The 18,764-nt window shown below is 69.2% G+C and carries 18 protein-coding genes; 5 read left to right on the top strand and 13 right to left on the bottom strand.

The features are described 5' to 3' along the window. Window positions 1–2: 2 nt before the first annotated feature. From ABT313_RS20880 to ABT313_RS20870, 3 genes are read right to left on the bottom strand one after another with little or no spacing between them, the layout of a single operon-like run. Window positions 3–1,235 (bottom strand): ABC transporter permease, encoded by a 1,233-nt coding sequence (locus ABT313_RS20880; protein ID WP_350856085.1) that lies wholly within the window; start codon window positions 1,233–1,235, stop codon window positions 3–5. Beyond that, complete coding sequence (locus ABT313_RS20875) at window positions 1,235–1,927, bottom strand: ABC transporter ATP-binding protein (RefSeq protein ID WP_350856082.1); 693 nt, start codon at window positions 1,925–1,927, stop codon at window positions 1,235–1,237. The genes ABT313_RS20880 and ABT313_RS20875 overlap by 1 nt, the downstream gene beginning before the upstream one ends. Then, window positions 1,917–3,305 carry an efflux RND transporter periplasmic adaptor subunit gene (locus ABT313_RS20870; RefSeq protein WP_350856079.1) on the bottom strand — a complete coding sequence of 463 codons (1,389 nt, stop codon included), beginning with the start codon at window positions 3,303–3,305 and terminating at the stop codon, window positions 1,917–1,919. The genes ABT313_RS20875 and ABT313_RS20870 overlap by 11 nt, the downstream gene beginning before the upstream one ends. Window positions 3,306–3,561: 256 nt before the next feature. On the opposite strand from ABT313_RS20870, the gene ABT313_RS20865 reads away from it, so the two are divergent. The 3 genes from ABT313_RS20865 to ABT313_RS20855 all read left to right on the top strand — a co-directional run bounded on the left by ABT313_RS20865 (window position 3,562) and on the right by ABT313_RS20855 (window position 5,754). Then, window positions 3,562–3,933: an RNA polymerase-binding protein RbpA gene (locus ABT313_RS20865; protein ID WP_130448290.1), complete on the top strand. Its 372-nt coding sequence runs from the start codon at window positions 3,562–3,564 to the stop codon at window positions 3,931–3,933. Window positions 3,934–4,024: 91 nt separating this feature from the next. Further along, complete coding sequence (locus ABT313_RS20860; protein ID WP_350856075.1) at window positions 4,025–4,591, top strand: TetR/AcrR family transcriptional regulator; 567 nt, start codon at window positions 4,025–4,027, stop codon at window positions 4,589–4,591. A 2-nt stretch (window positions 4,592–4,593) separates the two neighbouring features. Next, entirely contained in the window at window positions 4,594–5,754 is a 1,161-nt protein-coding gene (locus tag ABT313_RS20855; protein WP_350856072.1) for a GDSL-type esterase/lipase family protein, read from the top strand. Here the strand turns inward: ABT313_RS20855 and ABT313_RS20850 are convergent. From ABT313_RS20850 to ABT313_RS20840, 3 genes are read right to left on the bottom strand one after another with little or no spacing between them, the layout of a single operon-like run. Beyond that, window positions 5,744–6,556, bottom strand: a complete 813-nt coding sequence (locus ABT313_RS20850; protein ID WP_350856069.1) for a class I SAM-dependent methyltransferase — start codon at window positions 6,554–6,556, stop codon at window positions 5,744–5,746. The genes ABT313_RS20855 and ABT313_RS20850 overlap by 11 nt on opposite strands. Then, window positions 6,553–6,927, bottom strand: coding sequence for a hypothetical protein (locus ABT313_RS20845; protein ID WP_350856067.1), 375 nt, complete (start codon window positions 6,925–6,927; stop codon window positions 6,553–6,555). The genes ABT313_RS20850 and ABT313_RS20845 overlap by 4 nt, the downstream gene beginning before the upstream one ends. Before the next feature lies 1 nt (window position 6,928). After that, a complete protein-coding gene (locus tag ABT313_RS20840) occupies window positions 6,929–7,942 on the bottom strand; it encodes an alpha/beta fold hydrolase (RefSeq protein WP_350856064.1) in 1,014 nt (337 codons plus the stop codon). 138 nt (window positions 7,943–8,080) lie between these two features. Between ABT313_RS20840 and ABT313_RS20835 the strand changes: the two genes are divergently transcribed. Further along, window positions 8,081–8,665: a TetR/AcrR family transcriptional regulator gene (locus ABT313_RS20835; RefSeq protein WP_502884014.1), complete on the top strand. Its 585-nt coding sequence runs from the start codon at window positions 8,081–8,083 to the stop codon at window positions 8,663–8,665. Here ABT313_RS20835 and ABT313_RS20830 read toward each other — a convergent pair. Beyond that, a complete protein-coding gene (locus tag ABT313_RS20830; RefSeq protein ID WP_350856058.1) occupies window positions 8,655–10,733 on the bottom strand; it encodes an FUSC family protein in 2,079 nt (692 codons plus the stop codon). The genes ABT313_RS20835 and ABT313_RS20830 overlap by 11 nt on opposite strands. Window positions 10,734–11,025: 292 nt before the next feature. Here ABT313_RS20830 and ABT313_RS20825 point away from each other — a divergent pair, with 292 nt between their 5' ends. Beyond that, window positions 11,026–11,592: a Uma2 family endonuclease gene (locus ABT313_RS20825; protein ID WP_350856055.1), complete on the top strand. Its 567-nt coding sequence runs from the start codon at window positions 11,026–11,028 to the stop codon at window positions 11,590–11,592. Between the two features lie 223 nt (window positions 11,593–11,815). On the opposite strand, the gene ABT313_RS20820 is transcribed toward ABT313_RS20825, so the two are convergent. The 6 genes from ABT313_RS20820 to ABT313_RS20795 form a co-directional block, all read right to left on the bottom strand. Beyond that, window positions 11,816–12,298: an FxsA family protein gene (locus ABT313_RS20820; RefSeq protein WP_350856052.1), complete on the bottom strand. Its 483-nt coding sequence runs from the start codon at window positions 12,296–12,298 to the stop codon at window positions 11,816–11,818. A gap of 38 nt (window positions 12,299–12,336) precedes the next feature. Then, window positions 12,337–13,905, bottom strand: coding sequence for an apolipoprotein N-acyltransferase (lnt, locus tag ABT313_RS20815; protein ID WP_350856049.1), 1,569 nt, complete (start codon window positions 13,903–13,905; stop codon window positions 12,337–12,339). A 541-nt stretch (window positions 13,906–14,446) separates the two neighbouring features. After that, entirely contained in the window at window positions 14,447–14,836 is a 390-nt protein-coding gene (kal, locus tag ABT313_RS20810; RefSeq protein WP_350856046.1) for a 3-aminobutyryl-CoA ammonia lyase, read from the bottom strand. Further along, a complete protein-coding gene (gene kamE / locus ABT313_RS20805) occupies window positions 14,837–15,601 on the bottom strand; it encodes a lysine 5,6-aminomutase subunit beta (RefSeq protein WP_350856044.1) in 765 nt (254 codons plus the stop codon). Beyond that, the gene (kamD, locus tag ABT313_RS20800; protein ID WP_350856042.1) at window positions 15,598–17,160 is read right to left on the bottom strand and encodes a lysine 5,6-aminomutase subunit alpha; all 1,563 of its coding nucleotides are present in this window, start codon (window positions 17,158–17,160) and stop codon (window positions 15,598–15,600) included. Before kamD ends, kamE begins: the two co-directional genes overlap by 4 nt. Continuing rightward, entirely contained in the window at window positions 17,160–18,764 is a 1,605-nt protein-coding gene (locus tag ABT313_RS20795) for an amidohydrolase (protein WP_350856040.1), read from the bottom strand. Before ABT313_RS20795 ends, kamD begins: the two co-directional genes overlap by 1 nt.

The raw sequence follows: 18,764 nt of genomic DNA, 5'->3' as shown, positions 1-18,764 counted from the left end.
TCTCACTCGTGACGTAGTGCGTCGATGGGACGGAGTCCGGCGGCTCGGTGCGCCGGCATGCTGCCGAAGAACAGGCCGACCGCCGCGGACACGCCGAGCGCGAGTCCGATCGACGACGGCACCAGCGCCGGCTGCACACCGGCCAACTGGAAGCGGGTGACGATCAATGCGACCCCGACGCCGACCGCGCCGCCGAGCAGGCTGAGCAGGGTCGCCTCGATCAGGAACTGCCCGAGGATCGTCCGCCGGCGGGCGCCGAGGGCCTTCCGGATCCCGATCTCCCGGGTCCGCTCGGTGACCGTGACCAGCATGATGTTCGTGACGCCGATCCCGCCGACGACCAGGCTGATCGCGGCGACCGTCGCCAGCAGCGCGGTGAACGTCGCGGCGGTATCCTGACTTGTCTGCAGGATCTGCGCGGAGTTCGTGATCCGGAACGGCGACGTCTGGTCCGCCGGCACCTGGTGGCGAGCGGTCAGCAGCTGCGTGACCTCGGCCTGTGCGGTGTCGACCCGATCGGTGGCCTTGGCCTGTACGACGATCTGGTTGAGCGCGCCGTACCCGGCCTGCGTCGCACGGAGCGTGCTGATCGGCACGATCGCCGTCGCGTTCGGGTCGTTGAACCCGGTGCTGTCCTTGCTGGCCAGCACGCCGCGGACGACGAAGTCCACGGCGCCGAGCTTGATCGTCTGGCCGACGGCGCTCGCCGGCCGGGTGAACAGCTCGGTCGCGGTCGTCTGCCCGAGCAGGATGACCCGCTGCGAGGTGTCGACGTCCTCCTGGGTGAAGGACGCCCCGATCCCGACCGGTGTGTTCGTGGCCGGCATGTACGCCGGAGTCGTGCCGATCACCTGGTTGACCGTGTAGCTGGTGTCGCCGTTGGTCGCCGTACTGCCGCTGCTGGTCATCACCGGGGCGACCGAGGACACGTCCGGCGCGAGCCGGGTGTCAGCCAGCGCGGCCGCATCGGCAAGGGTCAGGCTGTACTGCTGGGACGCCGGTCCCGCCTGGCCGCGCTGGAAGCCGCCACCGCCGCCGGTCGTGGAGACCGTCAGCAGGTTGGTGCCCATCGCCTCCAGCCGGGCCTGCACGGCCTTGCCCGACCCGTTGCCGACAGCAACCAGGACGATGACCGCGCCGACCCCGATCGACACGCCGAGGACGGTCAGCAGGGATCTGAGTTTGTTCGCCGTGAGGCCGCGGAGCGCGGCGCCCATCAGGTCGCGGGGTGACATCAGCGCGTCACCTCGTCGGAGACGATCCGGCCGTCGGCGACCTGCACCAGTCGCCGGGCCCGGGCGGCCACGTCGTGCTCGTGGGTGATCACGATGATCGTCCGGCCGTCGTCGTGCAGGCCGTCGAACATGCCCAGCACCTCTTCGGTCGAGTGCGCGTCCAGGTTTCCGGTCGGCTCGTCGGCGAGCAGGATCCGCGGGCCGGTGGCGAGCGCCCGGGCAATCGCGACCCGCTGCTGCTGACCGCCGGACAGCTGGTTCGGCCGGTGGCCGGTGCGGTCCGCGAGACCCACAAGCTCCAGCGCGCGGTTGGCCCGGCGTCGGCGCTCGGCCCTGCGCAGGTGGGCGTAGGTCAGCGGCAGTTCGACGTTCGCGAGCGCGCTGGTCCGCGGGATCAGGTTGAACGACTGGAAGATGAACCCGATCTTGCGGCCGCGGACGAGCGCCTGCTGGTCCTCGCTCAGCCGGGCGACGTTGCTGCCGTCCAGCCAGTACTCGCCGCGCGACGGTACGTCGAGGCAGCCGAGGATGTTCATCAACGTGGACTTGCCGGATCCGGACGAGCCCATCACCGCGACGTACTCGCCCGCGTCGACCCGCAGCGACACACCCCGAAGGGCATGTACCGCGGTCTCGCCGTGGCCGTACGTCTTGGTGACGTCCCGGATGTCGATCAGGGCGTCAGCGGCCACGGAAGCCACCGCCACCGGCCCCGCCAGCACCGCCGCCACCACCACCGAAGCCGGCCGGGAACTGCCCGGTGCCTACGCCCTGCCCCTGCCGGCCCTGGCCGTTCTGGGCGCCGGTGTTGCCGATGGCGCCCTGCAGCAACTCGATCTGGTCGCCCTCGTTCAGCCCGGACGTGATCTGGGTGAAGCTGTCACCCCGTACGCCGATCTTGACCTCCCGCGTCCCGCTGCCGTCGGCCATCGTCACCGTGTACGTCGTACCGCTGGTCGCGATCGCCGTGCTCGGGACGTAGAGGGCGTTGGCGGCCTTGGCGGTCTGGACCGTGACGTTCGCGGTCTGGCCGATCCGGGCGTTCGCGGGGAGCTTGGCGAGGCTGAAGGTGGCCGAGTACGAGACGACGCCGTTGGTCGTGGTCGGGGTCGGCGAGACCGATGCCAGCGACGCGGTGAGCGTCGTACCGGGCTCGGCGTTCAGGGTCACGGTCGCGGACTGGCCGGCCTTGATCTTGATCGCGTCCGCCTCGGCGAACGCGGCGATGACCTGCAGAGCCTTGAGGTCGGCCATGTCGACGAAGCCGGTGCCGGACGTCGACGACGTGGTCGAGCTTGACCCTGTACCTGAGGTTGAGCCTTGCCCACCGCTGCCGCCGCTCCCCGATGCACTGCCTGAACCCGAGCTCGACCCGCCGGTGACCGAGCCGACCGCGCCGTTGATCGCGGTGATCGTGCCGGCGATCGGCGCCTTCAGCGTGGTCGCGTCGACCGCGGCCTGGGCGGCCTCGACGTTCTGGTCGGCCTGCTCCTTGTCCGCCTTGGCCTTGGCCAGGCTCGCCTCGGCGTTGCTCACGGCAACTTGCGGGCTCTGACCCTGACCTTGAGCTTGAGACTGGGACTGCTGCTGTTGCTGTTGACCGTTCGTCGCGGTCGGCGTCGGCGACGGTGAGGCGGAAGCCTCCTCGGCCGCCTCGAGCGCGTCCTGCGCGTCGCTCAGGGTCTCGTCGGCCGCGCTGACCGAGTTCTCGGCGGCGATCTGGTTCTGCTGGGCGATCACGAGCTGGCGGTTGGCGTCCGACGGGTCGATCTTCGCGATCGCGGCGCCTTTGGCCACGACCTGACCGACCTTCACCAGGACCTGTGTGACGGTGCCGGAGGTCTCGAACTGCGGGGATGCCGTCTGGGAGCTCTGCAGGGTGCCACTGGAGCTGACGCTGGCGGTCACCTCACCGCGCTGGACCGCCACCGTCGGCCGGGTCGCGCTGGCGGCCGGCGGATCCTTCTTGAAGAACAGGAAGTAGGCGGTGACGGCGATGACGAGCACGATGGCGACCAGCGCCACGTTCACGAAACTGAGGCCACGGATCTTGTGGCGGGGTAGCACCATGGATGCAGACGTTAAGGACAGATGCTGAGGAGGAGATCCTCGATTCCTGGCAACAGGCTGTGAACCGGATATCGATTTGGTGCGTCGTACGTCGGGCGGTTCGCGACACACCGTGATCTGTGAACACCCGGCGACAGCCCGTCACGTCGGCACAATCACGGGCCGTCAGGTGCGTACATACGGCTCGGACATGCCAAAATGGGAATGATCCGGGCCGGCCGACCGTTGGCACGGATGACGATCTCGGAGGTTTGACATGTCTAATCGCGTACTGCGTGGTTCGGGGCTGGGTGGGGTCAGCTTCGAGGATGACCGTGGTGTTGAGTTCGCTCCCCGCCAGATGATCACGTACGACTGCCCCCGCGGCCACGTGGTCGAGGTCACCATGGCGCACGACGCCGAGGTGCCCGCGGTCTGGGAGTGCCCCCACTGCGGCAGCGAGGCTGCCCGGTCCACCGGCGAGAAGCCGGAGCCGAAGCAGGAGAAGCCGGCCCGTACGCACTGGGACATGCTGCGCGAGCGCCGGAGCATCTCGGAACTCGAGGAGCTGCTGGCCGAGCGGGTCGAGTTGCTCCGCAAGGGCGAGATCGGCCCCGCGCACCTGCACCGGACCAAGCGCACGGCCTGACCCCATGTGAGAACCCTCACCGCAACGGCGCGGTGAGGGTTTCTTTCTGCCTCGATTTGCCTAAAGCCTTTAGGTAATTCCATAATGAGTTATGGCACGAGCAGGATTGACCGGCGAGCGGCTGGCTCACGCGGGCGCCGAGCTGGCCGACGAGGTCGGCTTCGACCAGGTCACCGTGTCCGCGCTCGCGCGTCAGTTCGGCGTACAGGTCGCGAGTCTGTACTCGCATGTCCGGAGCTCCGCCGACCTCAAAGCGCGCATCGCCACCGTCGCCCTGACCGAGCTGGCCGACCAGGCCGCCACCGCCGTGGCGGGCCGGGCCGGTCGCGATGCGCTGGCCGCCCTGGCGGACGTCTACCGCAACTACGCCCACAAGCACCCGGGCCGCTACACCGCGACCCGCTTCGTGCCCGGCAGCCCAACTCCTGAACACGTCGACAGCGGGCGCCGGCACTCGGAGCTCACCCGGGCCGTCCTTCGCGGATACGACCTCGGCGAGCCCGCCCAGACCGACGCAGTACGCCTGCTCGGCAGCACCATCCACGGCTACATCCAACTCGAGTCGGCCGGCACGTTCGGCTTTACCGAGCCAAGCTCCGACGACAGTTGGCCGCGCATCATCGACGCACTGGACACCCTCCTTCGCAGCTGGAGCTGACCTTGATCACCACCCCCGTCACCACGGACCTGCTCCGCGGTGGATACGAGCTCGAACCCACCGGCCGCGGCCTGATGCCCCACCGGTTGCCCGCCTGGGCGCGCACGCAGTACAACGACGCCCAGATGTCGATGGTCGAGACCCAGCCCTCCGGCGTCCGGCTGGTCTTCCGTACGTCGGCGACCGTCATCGAGCTCGACACACTGCCGACCAAGCGCGACTACACCGGCGCTCCCCCGCGGCCCGACGGCGTGTACGACGTACTCGTCGACGGCCGGCTCCATACGCAGCTCACGGCCGCCGGCGGTGACGTGATCACGATCGACCTGACGACCGGCACCGCCGAGACCCGTCCGGGCCAGCCGCAGACGCTGACTGTCAGCGGTCTGCCGGCCGCGGCGAAGACCGTCGAGATCTGGCTGCCGCACGACGAGACCACCGAACTCGTTGCCCTGCGCACCGATGCCCCGGTCGAGCCGGTCCCGGCCGCGGGTCGCGTCTGGCTGCACCACGGCAGCTCGATCAGCCACGGCTCGAACGCGACCCACCCGACCGGCACCTGGCCGGCCCTCGCCGCGGCCCAGGCCGGGGTGGAGCTGGTCAACCTGGGCTTCGGCGGCAGCGCGTTCCTGCAGCCGTTCATCGCCCGGACGATCCGCGACACGCCCGCCGACCTGATCAGCGTCAAGCTCGGCATCAACATCGTGAACACCGACGGCCTCCGGCTCCGGTCGTTCACACCGGCCGTCCACGGCTTCCTCGACACCATCCGCGACGGGCACCCCGACACGCCGCTCCTGGTCGTCTCCCCCATCCTCTGCCCGATCCACGAGGACACGCCCGGCCCCACCGGTTGGGACCTGTCGGCGCTCGCCACCGGTGAACTGCGCTTCGTTGCCACCGGCAACCCCAAGGAGATCCCGGCCGGCAAGCTGACGCTGTCGGTCATCCGCGCCGAGCTCGCCCGCATCGTCGCCCAGCGCGCCGCCTCCGACCCCAACCTTCACTACCTCGACGGGCGGACGCTGTACGGCGAGGCCGACAACGCCGCGCACCCGTTGGCCGACGACCTCCACCCGGGCGCCGAGACCCACGAGTCGATGGCCGCGCGGTTCACCGAGCACGTGTTCAAGGACATGTTCAGCGACGTGTTCAGGGGCTGACCGTGGCGATCGCCTGCACGGCACGGACTCGGCCGTCGATCAGGGCCTCGGTCAGATGCTTCACCCGCTCGCGGAAGGTCGGGACGAAGGCGTGCAGGCCGAGCGGGCTCGGTGGTTGAGACTGGATCATCCGCATCATCGCGCCGACCTGGTCGGTGAGATCCGCCCAGTGGGTGACGGTGAAGCCTGCTGCCTCGATCTCGTTCCGTACGACGCTCGGCGGGACGAGGAAGCTGTGCTCCGGGCTGTCCGCCCACGGCAGCGGGTAGTCGAGCTCGCCGCCGTCCCCGGCCATGATGTCCCAGAGCGCGAGCCGGCCGCCGTCCCGCAGTACCCGTCCGGCCTCTTGGTAGAGCCGGTCCTTGCGTGCCACGTTCATCTGCACGTGCTGGCTGAACACGACGTCGACGGACGCATCGTCCAGCGGCAGCGAGGTCACATCTCCCTGCCGTACGACGATCTTGTCGTCGAGGCCAACGAGCCGGTTGAGCCAGTCCGCGGTCTCGCAGTACTCGTCGGACAGGTCCACGGCGGTCACCGCGCACCCGAAGCGGTCGGCGAGGTACCGCGCCGTACCGCCGATCCCCGACCCGTCGTCGAGCACCTCGCTCTCCGCGGTCAACTCGAGCAGATCCACGAGCTGCACCGTCGCAAGCCGGCCACCGGTGTGGTAGTCCTCCACCAGCGCCAGGTCCGCCGGCTTCAGCCCGTCCAAGTCCTTGCCAGCAGCAACAAGAGCCTGCTCGATCCCGTCGCGTACCTTGCCGGTCACATATTGCGCCGGAACAGTTGAGTCGTTCATACCATTGCCTCCCTGAGTGATCGCTGCGGCAACAGAGCCCGCAGGACGAACGCGACGGTTGTCGCGATCACCCCACCGGCCAGCACCGGCCAGAAGTTTTCGAAGTACAGCCGCGACGCCAGGTGCTCGGTGCCTTCGGCAACCAGCCGGAGCAGCAGAACGTTGCCGGCGAAGACGAGTGCGAGGGCAAGCGGCCATTTGAGGCCGCTCGCCACCGCATAGGTGTTGAACAGGCCGAAGACCAGTCCGACGAGCACCACTGTCAAGAGCAGTTGCAGGCCCGAGCCCTGGAACTCGAGGACCGGTCGTGCGGCCAGTGACGCGAGGTAGATCCCGATGCCGTTGACAACGATCTTGATCGTGGTTCGCATGTCAGGGCGCTTCCTCGACGCCGTGCCGGGCGGCGAAGCGGGTGATTGCCTCGGCGAGGAGGGCCGGCCGTTCGCTGGTGGTGAGGTGGCCGCCGGGGAAGGTGATGATCTCGGCTTCGGGGACGCGTTCGCGGGTCGCGTCGACCTGGCGGTGTTCGTACGGGTCTTCGACGCTTCCGCCGATGGCGATGGGCACCGAGCCTTTCAGCTCGCGGGCGATCGCGGCGAGGTCCCAGCGGCCGGAGTTGCGGCGATGCTCCTTCACGAAGCCCGCGCCCTCGTGCAGGAACCTCGCGCCATCACGCCGTACCAGCGCCGACCACACCTCGGCCATCTCAGCCTCGCTCGGCTCGTTGCCGGCGGAGTACAGACGCGCCTGCTTGAAGCCCTGCGCGAGCACGACCGGCGACTTCTGCGAGCCCTTGGCGATGAACGCCCCGAGCGGCGACCGCAGCAACGGCGTACCCCGCAACGGGTGCGAGTGAGCGTCGGCGTACAGGCCGCCGTTGATCATGAACACCGCAGTAATCACAGGCCCGCCCGGCCGTTCCAGTTGCCGGCGCAACAACTCGAGCAACGCCAGCGAGGTGTAGTCGAACGTGACCACGACGGTACGTCGCACGTCGTGGTGCCGCCACCAGGCCCCGATCAGATCGGCGCGCTCGACGGTCGAGTACGGATAGCCCTTCGGCTTGTCGGAGTCGCCTTGCCCCACCGGTTCGACGTACAAGCGCGGACCGAGACCGGCCGGCAGGAGCCGATCGACCTGCGCCCAGCCGTACGAGCCTTCGGGGAATCCGGGCAGCATCGTCAGCCACACCGCGTCCGGACTCACCGCCCCGGTCGTCCGGCCGAAGACCTTCACCAGGCCGCTCCCCCGCTCCCCCTCCGCATCGGTCAGCAGGCGAGCGGACGCCGCGTCGTACCAGCGACGCTCACCTCCGCCGAACCACTCGTCCGCCGTCAGCAATGCCTGCTTCTTCCGCCCCACTTCCGTCGCTGTCTTCCCATCCATCGGATGCCTCCCAGGTTTTGTGGACACTGTCCACATTACATGTTTTGTGGACAGTGTCCACATTGGTACTCTGATCGGGTGAACCCGGCCGACCCAGCAGCAGCCGCCCCGCCCCGGCGACGGCGCCCCCGCGGCGACGTGCGCGCCGGTCTGGTCGCGGCCGGGGTCGAGCTGGCTCGCGCCGGCGGGCCCGACGCCGTCGTACTGCGGGAGGCGACCCGCGCGGTCGGCGTCGTACCGAACGCTGCCTACCGGCATTTCGCGGACCGCGACGAGCTGCTGGCCGAGGTCTGCGCCGCCGCCATGCTCGAGCTGGCCGACCGGATGACGGCCGAGATCGCCCGCGTTCGCGGCAAACGCGGCAACCCCGCGGCCGCCCAGCGACGCCTCGGCGCGATCGGCACCGCCTACATGCGCTTTGCGCACGACGAGCCGGGCCTGTTCGCGGCGGCGTACGCGCTCCCGCAGCAGCACGCGTACGGAGTCGCGGGAGAGGCTGACCGTACGCCGCTGAGCCTGTTGCGCGCCGCCCTGGACGAGCTGGTCGAAGCCGGCGTCCTGACGCCAGAGCGCCGCGAGGGCATCGAGTACCCGATCTGGGCCACGGTCCACGGGACAGCGACCCTCACGACCCACGGGCCGCTGCGCGACCTCAGCGAGTCGCAGCTTCGTCAGGTCGAGGCGCTGACCCTGGCGTTCATCGGCAACAGCCTCACGCAGTAGCCGGCTGGTTGGCCGCTGTTTGGTCGGCCGCGGTCGTGAGGCCCGGCTGCAGGCGTCGTACGACTTCCAGGTGGTCGGCGGTCCAGAGCATGCGGATCGCGGTCGGCGTTGCACGCCCGTCTGCGTCGTACAGGTCGCGCTGAACCGCCTCCAGCAGGCGGTGCTTCGTCTCGTGGTCGTACGCCAGCGGCTCGGGGAGCCGGCCTTCTACGTCGATGGCCGCGGCGAGCGTCGTGTACCAGTCGAGCAGGCGGTCCGCCAACGCGAGCAGGGCCGATTGAGCGGCAGCGCGGTCGTCAGAGGGCGGCTGGCCGTCGGCGCTCCGCTCCCACAACTCCAGTACGGCGTCCGCGGCCAGGCGCACCGCGACGACTCCGGTGACGAGTGCTGTCATCTCGCTGAGCGGGATCGGCTTCGGGCCGCGTTCGGCGAGGTACGTGCGGAAGGCGTCGTCGAGTCGACGGGCCGCTGCGGCGGCTCGGCGGCTGTCTTGTGGGGTGGTGGGGCGGGATCCCGGTACGCAGCAGGAGACGGCATAGCTGACGGCGCCGACGAGGTAGTTCACACTGTCGACGTACGCCTCCGACAGGGCTTTGCCGACGGCCGCGGAGGCTCCTCGAGGCCAGAACAAGAGTCCGACGAGGACGCTGACGGCGCAGCCGAGTGCGATGTCCTCGATGCGGAACAGGATCAGCGACCAGCCCTCAGGGGCGGCGATGTTGAACAGGATCACCAGCGTCACGGTGAAGGCTGCCTGCCCCGCCGCGAACGAGACCGCGGCCGGGACGATGCCGGCGAACAGGACCGCGAGCGGCAGCAGGATCCACAACGCGATCCGGTTCTCGCCGATCAGGGCCAGGAGGCCTGCACCGAGGACGGACCCGACGACTGTGCCGCCGATCGCGCGGTAGGCGTTCTGGCCGGTGTTGAGCGCGTTCGAGCGGAGGACGGACAGTGCTCCGAGGATGACCCAGAAGCCGTGCGCGACGCCGGTGAAGTTGGCGACGCCGACCGCGATCGCGAGGCCGACGGCGCCGCGGATGCTGTTGTGCAGCCAGACCGAGTGCGGTTCGAGGTGCGCGGCGGCGCGTTCGGCGGCGCTGGCGAACGGCGCGGTCAGCGACTTCGGCTCGCGGCCGAGCAGCCGGTCGGTCCAGCCGCGCTGGTCCGCGACGCGAGCGGTCTCGACATTCTGCCCGACCAGCAGGACGCCGAACGCGATCTCCTGGGCTCGGAATGAGACGTTGAGGGCGCCGAAGAAGCTGGCCATGCCCTCGTTCTGTGCGGCCGGGAGGCGAGTGACCGCGCCCTTCTCGAGGGCGGTGACGGCGTCGCGGAGCTCAGCTATCGCCGCGGTCAGTTTGTCGGGTGCGAGGGACGGGTTTTCCAGTAGCTCGGCGCTGAGGTCGAGCACGGTCGCCGCGGCGAAGTGGACCGCTGACGAGTCCGGGTCGTCGGCGGCTCCGCGGGCCGCGACCGGGCCGGACTCGTTCAGGATCGTGGTCAGCCAGGTGAGCTCGTCGACGAGGCGGACGAGCGCTCTGGAGCCGGTGGAGAGGCCGGTTGGTCGGTAGGGCGTCGCGGTGAACGTACGGCGGAGCTCGTGGATGAGGGCGGTCGTCTGTTCGGTCCGCATCGTGCAGACCTCGACGGTGTCGCTGGCCTCCGCACGCAATTGCATAGCGACTGCCCGACATACGCGCGCCGCCGGCAGACCGAGCGGGTCGGCAGCGGGGCGCGGCCACAGAAGCAGTACGGCGAGGACACTGGCCAACCCTGCGATCGCGACCCCGGCTAGGCGGTCCGGCAGCATCGAGACCGGCGTCGGTGTCGCCACCGACAGGATGAACGCCAGGAGCATCGAAGTACTCGCGCCGGCCAGCACGGAGCTGACCACACCGGCGAACAGTACGGCGAAGGCGACGACGACCGTGCCGACGATCGCGGACCAGACGGACTGGCCGGCCAACGTACCGAGCGACACGAGCACAAGCCACGCAATCGCCAGCTGAACCTGGGCCCGCAACCGCTGAATCGTGCTTCCTGTGAAGTCGACCAGCAACAACATCGCAAACGCCCCGAACGCCGCAAACGTCGCAACAACAGGCGCCCGCAAAACCTCCGCGCAAACCGCAAACAACGCAGGCATAACCAACGCCGTCCGCCCCGCCCGCCGAGTAGCAGCCAACCCGGAGTCCCGCCCCCGCAACCACCCCACCAGCCGCCCGGTCCAAGTCACCCCGCCAGTGTGCGCCAAGGGACCGCCAGGGTCACGCCACGACCCACATCCGCGCGATGACGGTCCCCGGTATGCTCACATGCGTAGCACTGTGCCGTCGCGGATTCGAAGGAGGCATGCCGTGAGCGCTGACATGGTTGCTCCGGCGTGGATGCACGCACAGATCACTGCCGAGCAGTACGACACGTGGTCCCCCGAGCAGTGTGCTGGTATCGAGATCGTGGACGGGATGGTCCTTGTGACCCCGAGCGCCTCCAAGCGTCACAATCGACTCGCGCGCATCCTCGCGAACGCGCTGGACCTTGCCGCGGGTCCGGACTGGAATGCCGACACGGATTTCGACGTCCGATTGCAGAACGTGCCGCTGACGAATCGCCGGCCGGACGTGGTGGTCTACCGGGCAGACACGATCGACGTCTCCCCCACCCGGCCCGAGCATGTGCTCCTCATCGTCGAGGTCGTCTCGCCAGGCTCGGAGACGACCGACAGGGTCGTGAAGGTAGACCAGTACGCGAAGGCCGGGATCGCGTTCTACTGGCGAGTCGAGCAAGCGGCCACCGGGGTCCCTCTCGTCTACACCTACGTGCTGGACCCGGCCACCCAGGCCTACCGGGACGCGGAGGTCTTCACCGGAAACGTGAAGGCCACCGCACCCTTCCCGGTCACGGTGGATCTCAGCACGCTCTGACCGAGTGGTCTGACGCAATCAGGCTGCACACCCGCGGCGCGGGGCGTGCAACCCGTCGACCGGTCGTGGAAGCGTCGCCGGTGTCGCGCCGGCTGCTCACCACCCTGCACGTAGCGGAACGCGTTGACCACGATCACCGGCCACGCTGGATCCCAACTGCGTGCCGCGGCGGCCCAGGGCACTCGACCCGCGGGCGGCAGCCCGCAAACAGCGCGGGCGGGGGCTACTGCTTTTCCGGGTCTATTACTTCGCCCTGGATCACGTCGTCGGACGACGACGGGCGCGGTGGGGCTGAGCCTTGGCCGGGGATGAAGCCGGTTAGGCCGGTGGGGCCTAGTTGGGTGGTGAGGCGGCGGGTGAAGAACGATGTCATGGCTCGGCGGGCCAGGGGGCGGGTGAACGGGAGGACGAAGAAGAAGCCGAAGATGTCGGTGACGAAGCCGGGGGTCAGCAGCAGGGTGCCGCCGACCAGGACCAGGGCGGCGTCGGAGAGTTCGCGGCCGGGCATCTTGCCGGTCTGGAAAGCGGACTGGAGTGCGTTCCAGGCGCGGCGGCCCTCGCGTTTGATGATCCAGGCCCCGAGGGCGCTCTCGACCAGCAGCAGGGCGACGGTCGGCCAGCCGCCGATCACCTGGCCGATCTGGATGATCACGTAGATCTCCAGGATCGGCACGACCAGCAGCGCGAGCGCGATGAACCAAGGCATGTCTCAACCCTCCGAGCGATTCACCCCAGTGTTACAGGTCAGGCCGGGACCTTCTCGCGAGTCCGGGTGGAATCAGGGGCGGGTGGGGGTTCCGGGTCGTCGCCGCGCCGGCGCCGGGCGATCAGCGCCAGCACCAGGCCGACCAGCCCGAGCCCGGTGAGGATCCACTCGGGCCAGCTGCCCAGCGTCGTCGCGAGGGTGTGCCCGTCGCGCACCGGCACGGTAGCAACGTACACGTCGGAGACGAACTGCCCGGACTTGTGCTCGACCGTCCCGTCCGGGCGGATCACGCCGGAGATGCCGCTGGTGGACGCGATCAGTACGGTCCGGCCGGTCTCGATCGCGCGCATCCGGGTGATCGCGAACTGCTGCTCGGGCTGACCGGTCCCGCCGTACGTCGCGTTGTTGGTCTGCACGATCAGGACCTGCGCTCCGCCCTTCACCACGTCCTGGATCACGTTGTCGTACGCGAGCTCGAAGCAGATGACATCGCCGTACGTGACCCCGTTGATCGGCATCACCCCGGGACCGACGCCGGGCACGGTCTGCGCGCCGATCATCTCCAGCCGCTTGATGTACGGCAGCAGCTGGTTGCGGAACGGGATGTACTCACCGAACGGCACCGGGTGCCGCTTCGCATACCGCTGCCCCGGCCCGGTGACCGGATCCCACACGATGCCGGTGGTCTGCCGCTCGTTCGGCCCAGGTCCCTCGGTGACGGCACCGACGAGGATCGGTACGCCGACCGCGTGCACCGCCTCTTCGATGTCGGCCCGGGTCTCGTCGTCCTTGTACGGGTCGATGTCGGTCGAGTTCTCCGGCCAGATCACGAGGTCCGGCTTCATCTCGGTGCCGGCCTGGACCCGCTTCTCCAGGTCGAGCGTCGCGTTCATGTGGTTCTTGGTGACGGTACGAGCGCGGCCGAGGAACTCCAGCCCCTTGCCGGGGACGTTGCCCTGCACCATCGCGGCCTTCACAGTCTTCCCGTCACCCGCGATCGACAGGTGGATCAGCGAGCTGCCGAACACGATCGCCAGACCGGCGACGAGCGCCACGGCCCGCAGGCGCAACCCGCTCGCCCGGCGGAGTACGGCGTACACGAGGACGCCGACGAACGCGACGACGAAGCTCAGCCCCGGGATGCCGACGTACGCCGCCAGCTTGCCCAGCGACGCGTCCGAGAAGGCCCACGCGAGCCGTCCCCAGGGGAACCCGCCGAACGGCACCGACGCGGTCGCGAACTCGGTCGCGACCCACAGCGCCGGGATCCACAGCATCCACAGCTTCAGCTTGAGCACCTGGGTCGCGAACAACCCGAAGACGGCATAGAACAGCCCCTCGAGCACGGCGAGGGCGATCGCGGCGTCGCCGCCGATCACACTCAGCCACGGGACCAGGACCGCGTAGTAGGTGATGCCGAAACCGGCGCCGACGAGGAAGCCGGCCTTCATCGATATCCCGTCGAGGGCGGCGAGCAGCAGCGGTACGGCGACGATCGTCAGCCAGGGGTGGTCATGCGGTTCGAACGCGAACCCGAGCAGCGCGCCGGCGGCGACGGCCAGCACCACCCGGGGCAGGAGCCTCCCCAGAGCCTTCAACCGGTCCACGCGGTAACCCCTTGTCCTCACTCACCGGCGGGCGCCGGTCGCACGACGGTACAACGTCCCGGACACGCAAATGTATCCGGTCAGTAGCCATCCGGCGGCCATAGCGGAAAGTGAAGGGGTCGTCACGTTCCGGGAGGTGAATAGAGGAAAGAGGCCCAGCGTGCCTTCGGACCAACCGTCGATGCGCTGGCTGCGAACCGTCCGGCTGTTGTCTACTGGCCGCCGAGCCTCTTCCACCTCTGCCCCGCGGGGGGCTAACCACCGGCAATCTCAGCCCCCGTCGACTCAAGCCTGGCTCTGACCTGGTCAGCGTCGCGGGATCATCGGTGGCCGAACTTCTTGTGACCGTTGAACAAACGGGATATGACGACTCCCAAAACGATGCTCGCTGGCGGCGACGGTGTCAACCTCTCCCCCGGCTCCTTGAGCCCGTTGTAACACTATCGCCTGCCCCACAAGGGAAAACGAGGATCCCTCATCTGGGTCACGTTACAGAGCGGTATCAGCACTCCACGTGATCGTTACCCAGGGCAACCAATCGTCACCCAACCGGTACGACGACCGTTCCCTTTGCGCGCGTGATCACAAGCGGCTCGGCCAGCACCTCGGCCGCCGACTCCGACTTGTCGGGGCGGCCGCGGCAGACGACGTACGCGCTGAACTCGAGGTCGCGGCTGCGGTTCCCGACCCGGGTGATCGTTGCCTTCACCTCCACAACGTCACCGGCCCGCAGCGGCTGCAGGAACTGCACGTCGGAGTACGACGCGAACAGCCCCTCGTCGCCGTCGGCCTGGATGCAGACCTCGGTCGCGACGTCGCCGAACAGCGCCAGCACGTACGCGCCGTCGACCAGGTTCCCGGCGTAGTGGGCGTGGCTGTAGGGGACGTACCGCCGATGCGTGGCGGTCAGCCCGATGGTTGCCTTGGACACCTAAGCGCTCCTCTTCGCCGGAACCTTCGCCGGGACCTTCTTCGTCACCAGGGCATCGACCAGGTAGCTGGCCACCTCGCCCGGCGTCGTACCGCGGCCGAACACCCGGTCGACGCCGAGCTCACCCGCCATCTGCTCGGTGAAACGGGGGCCTCCGGCAACCAATACGGGCCGGGCGTCCTCGGCGTACGCCTCCCGGAAGGCGGCCGACATCTCCTTGGTGTTGAGCACGTGCGCCTCGCGCTGGGTCACCACCTGGGAGACGAGGATCGCGTCGGCCTTGTCGGCCTTCGCCCGGCGGACCAGCTCGGGTACGGCGACCTGGGCGCCGAGGTTCACGACCTTCAGCTCGCGGTAGTACTCCAGGCCCTTCTCGCCGGCGAACCCCTTGATGTTGAGGATCGCGTCGATACCGACCGTGTGCGCGTCGGTGCCGATGCAGGCGCCGACCACGGTCAGCCGGCGGCGCAGGCCCTTGCGGATCGCGAGGTTGACCTCCTTCGGCGACAGCAGCGGGTAGTCGCGCTCGATCACCTCGACCTTGGAGGTGTCGACCAGGTGGTTCACCGGCCCGTAGACGACGAAGAACGTGAAGTCGTCGCCGATCGGCTTGGAGTGCACGACCAGCGCCGGATCCATGCCCATCTTGTTCGCGAGCTGGACCGCGGCGCCCTCGGCCCGCTTGTCGTGCGGGACCGGCAGCGTGAACGACAGCTGCACCATGCCGTCACCGGTCGTGTCGCCGTAAGGCCGGATGATGCTCACTGGACGCCCTCCTCGAGCAGCTCGATGGCCGGGTTGTAGTACTCCGGCGACTTCCGGGCGACACCGTCCAGCCCGCGACCGGCGTCCTGGGGACGCTTCATCAACCCGAAGGTGCCGTCGCCGATCGCGTTCAGCAGACCGTCGTCGACGATCTCCTCCAGCAGCTCCACCGACTCCCCCAGCACCTGCCGCGCGCGCTGGGCGATGAACCCGTTCGGCTCCGGCCGGAAGTCCTCGTGAAGGTTGCCTGCGGCACCCAACACGTAGCGGACGTTCTGCAGCGCCAGGTCGCGGTCGGAGATCCACGGCGTCACGACCGCCTCGGTCATCATCCCGACCAGCAGGATGCCCTGGCCGGTCATCGCGCCGACCAGGTTGAAGAACCCGTCCAGCAGGTACCCGCGGAACACGTCGCCGGTCATGTGCCGGGTCGGCGGCATCCACTTCAGCGGCGCGTTCGGGAACAGCTGCCGGGCCAGCATCGCGTGCGCCAGCTCCATCCGGAACGAGTCCGGCAGGTCCGGGTTGATCTCGAACGCGTGCCCGAGCCCGAGCTGCCAGTCCTCGAGACCGGCCTCCTTGGCGAAATACTCGTTCAGGAGCTGCGAGACCGTCACCGTGTGCGCGGCCTCGACGGCGTCGGCCGTGGTCAGGTAGTTGTCCTCGCCGGTGTTGATGATGATCCCGGCCCGGGCGTGGATCTGCCGGCTGAAGCGCTGGTCGACGAAGGTCCGGATCGGGTTGATGTCGCGGAAGAGGATCCCGTACATCGAGTCGTTCAGCATCATGTCGAGCCGCTCGAGCCCGGCCAGCGTCGCGATCTCCGGCATGCACAGGCCCGACGCATAGTTCGTCAGCCGCACGTACCGCCCCAACTCGCGAGAGGACTCGTCCAGCGCCGCACGCATCAGGCGGAAGTTCTCCTGCGTCGCGTACGTGCCGGCGAAGCCTTCGCGGGTCGCGCCCTCCGGGACGTAGTCGAGCAGCGACTGCCCGGTCGACCGGATCACCGCGATGATGTCGGCACCCTCCCGCGCGGCCGCCTGCGCCTGCGGGATGTCCTCGTAGATGTCGCCGGTGGCGACGATCAGGTAGATCCACGGCCGCTGCTTCGGGTCACCGTGCCGCTTGACCAGCCGGTCCCGCTCCCGCCGCCGGCCGTCGATCCGCTTCATCCCGGCAGCCGCCGCCTTGCGGGCAGCCGATCGCGCTCTCGCCAGGTCGCGTCCCTCAGGCATCCGGAACGTCACCGAACCCGACGCCGCCTTCTGCGCGAGCACGGCCAGGTCCTCGGCCTCACCGCGAATCAGCGCGTCCCAGACCGGCAGCGCGAGCCCGTGCTCGAGCCCGACGTCGGCGCGGACCGTGTCGGCTAGCCGGTTCACCCACGGGATGCCCTCGGTGTCCGCACCGGTCAGCCCGGCAAGCCGCAGTACCGCTCGCTCGACCGACACCGTGGTGTGCTGCCGGGCCAGGTTGACGATCGGCTTCCCGGCCTTGCGGGCCAGACTGCGCGCCTTCCGGACGGTGACCGGATCCAGGTCGAGCTTCTTCGGCATCACAATCCCTCGGCTTCATAGATGACACGACCACCGACGACCGTCCGTACGCAGGCCGGCGTCGCTTCACTCAGATCAGGCAGCACCGGTACGCCGGCCCGCGGGTCCGTGGACCAAGCAGCGACCCGCTCGTCCGGCGTCTGTACGACCAGGGCGGCGTCGGTCTGCCAGATCGCGTACGTCGCCGCCGAGCCCGGCGCGAGCACACCGGCGTCGTCGATCCCCGCCGCCCGCCAGCCGCCACGGGTGTGCGCCTGGAACGCCGCCCGGACCGTGATCCGCTCCGGCTTCTCGTGGTGGAACGCGGCCGCGCGAACGGCCTCCCAGCCCCCGAGCTCGGTCACCGGCGCGTCCGATCCGAACGCGAGTACGACGCCTGCGCGGGCCAGCGAGCCGAACGGGTTCATGCCCTGCCAGCGGTCACCGACGCGCTCGGCGTACATGCCGTCCGGGCCGCCCCACAGGCCGTCGAACATCGGCTGCACGCTGGCCACGACGCCGCAGCGGGCCAGGACGGCGATCGTTGCCTCGTCCACCATTTCGACGTGCTCGAGCCGGTGCCGGGCTGCGACGAGGGCCTGGATGCCGACCTTCTCGGCGGCGAGTTCGAAGCCGCGGGCGATGTTGTCGAGCGCCTGGTCGCCGATGCAGTGGAAGCCGGCCTGGACGTTCCGCTCGGTGCACGCGATCACGTGCTCGGCGATCTGCTCCGCGGTCAGGTAGGCGTGACCGCGGTGATCCGCGCGATCGGCGTACGGCGTCCGCAGCGCCGCTGTCCGCGAGCCGAGCGCGCCATCCGCGTTCAGGTCGCCTGCGAGACCGGCCAGTCCGTAGGTGCCGATGTGCTCGAAGACGCCGGGCTCGCCCCAGTAGAGCGTTGCGGACAGGCCAAGCTCCTCGGCCACTTCGCGGACGATCGGCAGCTCCCACAAGGGGCCGATATGCGGCGCGGCCATCTCGTGGAAGGCGCCGATCCCCTTGCTCGCCATGTGCTGCAACGCAGCACGGATCTCCTGCCGGCGCTGCTCCGGCCCGACCAGCTCGCTCAACGCGTCCCGCACGGCGTGGTGCGCGTCGCGCTCGACGCGACCGCTCGCGTCGTAGCCGTCGAGGCCGCCGGTCCCTTCGATGTCGGCGCCGCGCGCCGACGAGAGCAGGGCCGACGAGATCACTCCGGAATGGCCGTCGACGCGAGACAGGTAGACCCGCCGGCCGCCGGCGGCGCGATCGAGCTCCTCAGCGGTCGGCGGACGGCCCTCCGGCCACTTGGTCTCGTCCCAACCTGCGCCGTCGATCACAGCGTCCTCGGGGAGCTCGCCTGCGAACGCCGCCAGGCGGTCCAGCGCCTCGGTCAACGACGTCGTACCGGCCAGATCGAGACCGGTCAGCACGGCTCCGGTGCCTGCCGTGTGGACGTGGGCGTCGACGAACGCCGGCGTGACCAGCTTGCCATCGAGGTCGATCACCTCGTCGGCACCATCGGCGTACGAACTCGCGCCGGTGTCGTCGCCCAGCCACGTCACAACTCCGTCGTCGAAGGCGATCGCGGTGGCGTGGGGGTCGGCGGGCGAATAGACGGAGCCGTTCGTCAGAAGTGTGCGCAC

Origin of the sequence: Kribbella sp. NPDC000426 (assembly GCF_040300265.1) — a bacterium.
Classification (GTDB): Bacteria; Actinomycetota; Actinomycetes; order Propionibacteriales; family Kribbellaceae; genus Kribbella.
Note: the sequence above shows the minus strand (reverse complement) of the source record. Positions and strands in the feature narration are given on the sequence as shown.

What these genes read in the sequence shown, in the direction of transcription:
- ABT313_RS20880 (WP_350856085.1), bottom strand. Translation starts at nt 1,235, where the DNA reads ATGTCACCCCGCGACCTGATGGGCGCCGCGCTCCGCGGCCTCACGGCG.
- ABT313_RS20865 (WP_130448290.1), top strand. Translation starts at nt 3,562, where the DNA reads ATGTCTAATCGCGTACTGCGTGGTTCGGGGCTGGGTGGGGTCAGCTTC.
- ABT313_RS20860 (WP_350856075.1), top strand. Translation starts at nt 4,025, where the DNA reads ATGGCACGAGCAGGATTGACCGGCGAGCGGCTGGCTCACGCGGGCGCC.
- ABT313_RS20840 (WP_350856064.1), bottom strand. Translation starts at nt 7,942, where the DNA reads ATGGATGGGAAGACAGCGACGGAAGTGGGGCGGAAGAAGCAGGCATTG.
- ABT313_RS20845 (WP_350856067.1), bottom strand. Translation starts at nt 6,927, where the DNA reads ATGCGAACCACGATCAAGATCGTTGTCAACGGCATCGGGATCTACCTC.
- ABT313_RS20870 (WP_350856079.1), bottom strand. Translation starts at nt 3,305, where the DNA reads ATGGTGCTACCCCGCCACAAGATCCGTGGCCTCAGTTTCGTGAACGTG.
- kamD (WP_350856042.1), bottom strand. Translation starts at nt 17,160, where the DNA reads ATGCCGAAGAAGCTCGACCTGGATCCGGTCACCGTCCGGAAGGCGCGC.
- ABT313_RS20820 (WP_350856052.1), bottom strand. Translation starts at nt 12,298, where the DNA reads ATGCCTTGGTTCATCGCGCTCGCGCTGCTGGTCGTGCCGATCCTGGAG.
- ABT313_RS20830 (WP_350856058.1), bottom strand. Translation starts at nt 10,733, where the DNA reads ATGTTGTTGCTGGTCGACTTCACAGGAAGCACGATTCAGCGGTTGCGG.
- ABT313_RS20850 (WP_350856069.1), bottom strand. Translation starts at nt 6,556, where the DNA reads ATGAACGACTCAACTGTTCCGGCGCAATATGTGACCGGCAAGGTACGC.